Here is a 678-nt window from a genome sequence, read left to right as displayed (position 1 = left end):
AGTGCTCACACAGATTGCCTGGTTTGGTAGATGTAACGGATAGAAACTGGGTCTGTAGCTCAGCTGGTTAGAGCGCACCCCTGATAAGGGTGAGGTCGGTAGTTCAAGTCTACTCAGACCCACCACTTCTGCGGTTATGCTGCGTTGGAAAGCCACTCACATACTGATGTATGCTTCGTGCCTTCCCGCCTTGCCTAACCTTGAAGTTAGCCTTATCGGTTTGTTGGTTTGGTTATTGTGTTTGGTTTGTTGTTTTTACGAATAACGAACAACGAATAACGAACAACGACAGGCCTACGGCCTGTGGGGCCATAGCTCAGCTGGGAGAGCGCCTGCCTTGCACGCAGGAGGTCAGCGGTTCGATCCCGCTTGGCTCCACCACTTCAACGTTATGCTGCGTTGGAAAGCCACTCACATACTGATGTATGCGTCGTGCCTTCCCGCCTTGCCTAACCTTGAAGTTAGCCTGATCGGTTTGTTGGTTTGGGTATTGTGTTTGGTTTGTTGTTTTTTCGAATAACGAACACCGAATAACGAACAACGACAGGCCTACGGCCTGTGGGGCCATAGCTCAGCTGGGAGAGCGCCTGCCTGGCACGCAGGAGGTCAGCGGTTCGATCCCGCTTGGCTCCACCATTTCTTAGTTGTCGAACAGCGAAGCGTACGAACAGCGCAGCG

At 52.4% G+C, this 678-nt stretch carries 3 tRNA genes; all 3 read left to right on the top strand.

The features are described 5' to 3' along the window. Positions 1 to 48: 48 nt before the first annotated feature. The 3 genes from NOG12_RS12895 (at position 49) to NOG12_RS12885 (ending at position 636) form a co-directional block, all read left to right on the top strand. Positions 49 to 125 (top strand) — tRNA-Ile (locus tag NOG12_RS12895). 180 nt (positions 126 to 305) lie between these two features. Further along, a tRNA-Ala gene (locus NOG12_RS12890) sits at positions 306 to 381 on the top strand. A 179-nt stretch (positions 382 to 560) separates the two neighbouring features. Further along, positions 561 to 636: transfer RNA gene (locus NOG12_RS12885), tRNA-Ala, on the top strand. The last annotated feature ends 42 nt before the right edge of the window (positions 637 to 678 follow it).

It is taken from the genome of Pseudidiomarina fusca, assembly GCF_032227045.1.
GTDB classification, from domain to species: Bacteria; Pseudomonadota; Gammaproteobacteria; order Enterobacterales; family Alteromonadaceae; genus Pseudidiomarina; species Pseudidiomarina fusca.
The sequence above is the reverse complement of the archived record's forward strand: the minus strand, read 5'-3'. Positions and strand labels throughout refer to the sequence as shown.